Below are 2,686 nucleotides of genomic sequence, written 5' to 3' on the forward strand. Positions count from 1 at the left end.
GACGGGCGACCGCTGAGTCCAGGATCACTCGCGCGTGCCCCCACCGGCCGCCCGCCCGCCGTACCGCCATGGCCCGGACCCATCGGCGAACGCGCCGACTGGTGGTGGTACACACCCTTCCAACCCCAACCACCACCCACCACTAACTAGACGCTCAAACACGTTGGCACATAAAGATTCTGGTGTACGCCGACGTGAGCCGAGCCGGGTCACAACCGGGGTGTCCAAGCTGGTACACCGGCGGCGGGTACCGCGCCGAGGGCAGGACGCTCACCGATTCGCAACACGCCCAGCGCTAGGTTGAGGCGGTGTAGATCTCCCCACCACGGTTAGGGGCATACGGATTAGCGAGCGCCGCACGGATCTGCCGCGGTGGGTATACGTTCCCGCCGCCGTGGGGGCCGCGTTCGTGGTGCTGCCGCTCGTCGCGATCGCGATCAAGGTCGACTGGCCGAACTTCTGGTCGCTGATCACCAGCGCATCGTCCAGGACGGCGCTGGTGCTGAGCCTCAAGACCGCCGCCGCCAGTACCGCCCTGTGCGTGCTGCTGGGGGTGCCGATGGCCCTGGTGCTGGCCCGCAGCACGGCGCGCCCGGTGCGGCTGCTGCGACCGCTGATCCTGTTGCCGTTGGTGCTGCCGCCGGTGGTGGGCGGCATCGCGTTGCTCTACGCGTTCGGCAGGCTGGGCTTGATCGGGCACTACCTGGAGACCGCCGGCGTCAGCATCGCCTTCAGCACCACCGCGGTGGTGCTGGCGCAGACGTTCGTCTCGCTGCCGTTTCTGGTGATCTCCCTTGAGGGCGCGGCCCGCACGGCCGGGGCCGACTACGAGGTGGTCGCCGCGACGCTGGGCGCCCGACCCAGCGCGGTGTGGTGGCGGGTGACCCTGCCGCTGCTGCTGCCGGGCATGACGTCGGGGGCGGTGCTGGCGTTCGCCCGCTCGCTCGGGGAGTTCGGCGCGACGCTGACGTTCGCCGGTTCCCGGCAGGGCGTCACCCGGACGCTGCCGCTGGAGATCTACCTGCAGCGGGTGACCGACGCCAACGCCGCGGTGGCGCTGTCGATCCTGCTGGTCGCCGTCGCGGCGCTGGTGGTGCTGGGGCTGGGTGCCCGCCGGCTGACCGGGACGGACGCGAGGTAGCCGCGATGAGCGAGCTGCAGCTGCGCGCCGTCGTGGCCGACCGCGACCTGGATGTGGAGTTTTCGGTGTCCGCGGGAGAGGTGCTGGCCGTCCTGGGACCCAACGGCGCCGGCAAGTCCACCGCCCTGCACGTGATCGCCGGTCTCGTTCATCCCGACGAGGGGGTCGTGCGGTTGGGGGATCGGGTGCTGACCGACACGGCGGCCGGGGTGAACGTGGCGACGCACGATCGCCGCGTGGGGTTGCTGCTGCAGGACCCGCTGCTGTTCCCGCACCTGACCGTCGCGGCCAACGTGGCCTTCGGGCGGCACAGCCGCCGCCGATTCTTCCGGTCGACTCGCGCGACCGAGAGGGCGACCGCGGAGCGCTGGCTGCGCGAGGTGGACGCCGACGGCTTCGCCGACCGAAAACCGCGGCAGCTTTCCGGGGGCCAGGCCCAGCGGGTGGCGATCGCCCGCGCCCTGGCCGCCGAACCCGACGTGCTGCTGCTCGACGAACCGCTGACCGGGCTCGACGTCGCCGCGGCCGCCGCCATCCGCGCGGTGTTGCGCACGGTGATCACCCGAGCCGGCTGCGCGGTCGTACTGGTCACCCACGAGCTGCTCGACGTGTTCACGCTGGCCGATCGCGTGTTGGTCCTCGAATCCGGGAGGGTCGCCGAATTCGGGCCGGCGGCAGGCGTTCTCACCGCGCCGCGCAGCAATTTCGGCGCCCGGATCGCCGGCGTCAACATCGTCAACGGCACCGTGGGCCCCGACGGCGCGCTGCGCGATCGCTCCGGTGCCCACTGGCATGCGACCCCGGCGCAGCGGCCGGACGCCCACGTCGTCAACGCGGTCGCCGTGTTCCCGCCCGCGGCGGTGGCCGTCTATCGGGAGCACCCGCACGGCAGCCCGCGCAATACGGTCGAGGTGACGGTGGCCGAGCTCGATGTCCGTGGGTCCGCGGTCCTGGTGCGGGGCCGGGAACAGTCGGATGGCGCGCCGGGGCTGGCCGCGGAGATCACGGCGGACGCGGCGACGGAGTTGCGGCTGACGCCGGGGGAGCGGGTGTGGTTCTCCGTCAAGGCACACGAGGTCATGCTGTATCCGGCACACCGATGACCTGCGGGTACTCCGCAAGGTTGCACATCGGCAACATCGGCAAAACCGCCGCACGGCACCCTTGCGTCACAGCGGTAACACGGTAGGTTCGTCGCCATGGAGCAGGTGAACGCGAACTCGACACGTCGCAAAGGATTCTGGGCGACGCTGGCGATCGCCACGGTGACCAGCGCCAGCGCGGTCGCCATCGCATTGCCGGCGACCTCCAGCGCCGATCCCGAGGTCCCTACCCCGGTCCCGCCGAGCACGACGACGACACCTCCGCCCGCGCCGGCGACCACCACGACGCCGCCCCCGCCGGGCGCCCCGGGTGCGCCGCCGGCCCAACCGGGCGATCAAAACCCCGCACCGCCCCCGCCGCCGGTCGACACCGACGCTGACCGCCGCGATGGCACACGACAGCGGCCGCGGATCCGACAGCTTGCCCGCCGCCGGGTGCTAG

2 protein-coding genes and 3 pseudogenes are annotated in these 2,686 nt (G+C 71.9%); 4 read left to right on the forward strand and 1 reads right to left on the reverse strand.

Features of this window, described 5'->3' with window-relative positions; all coding sequences use genetic code 11:
- From A5787_RS28245 to A5787_RS26835, 4 genes and pseudogenes are all read left to right on the forward strand, one after another.
- A pseudogene (locus tag A5787_RS28245) lies at positions 1–150 on the forward strand (hypothetical protein); the annotation flags it as partial.
- Positions 151–343: 193 nt separating this feature from the next.
- Positions 344–1,141 (forward strand): ABC transporter permease, encoded by a 798-nt coding sequence (locus tag A5787_RS18150; protein ID WP_156764005.1) that lies wholly within the window; start codon positions 344–346, stop codon positions 1,139–1,141.
- A gap of 5 nt (positions 1,142–1,146) precedes the next feature.
- Positions 1,147–2,244 (forward strand): sulfate/molybdate ABC transporter ATP-binding protein, encoded by a 1,098-nt coding sequence (locus A5787_RS18155; protein WP_066969468.1) that lies wholly within the window; start codon positions 1,147–1,149, stop codon positions 2,242–2,244.
- A gap of 96 nt (positions 2,245–2,340) precedes the next feature.
- Positions 2,341–2,565, forward strand: a pseudogene (locus A5787_RS26835) (APA family fibronectin-binding glycoprotein); the annotation flags it as partial.
- Between the two features lie 45 nt (positions 2,566–2,610).
- Here the strand turns inward: A5787_RS26835 and A5787_RS28250 are convergent.
- Positions 2,611–2,676 (reverse strand): annotated as a pseudogene (locus tag A5787_RS28250) (hypothetical protein); the annotation flags it as partial.
- Positions 2,677–2,686: the final 10 nt, after the last annotated feature.

Origin of the sequence: Mycobacterium sp. 852002-50816_SCH5313054-b, assembly GCF_001667185.1 — a bacterium.
Classification (GTDB): Bacteria; Actinomycetota; Actinomycetes; order Mycobacteriales; family Mycobacteriaceae; genus Mycobacterium.

What these genes read in the sequence shown, in the direction of transcription:
- A5787_RS18155 (WP_066969468.1), top strand. Translation starts at nt 1,147, where the DNA reads ATGAGCGAGCTGCAGCTGCGCGCCGTCGTGGCCGACCGCGACCTGGAT.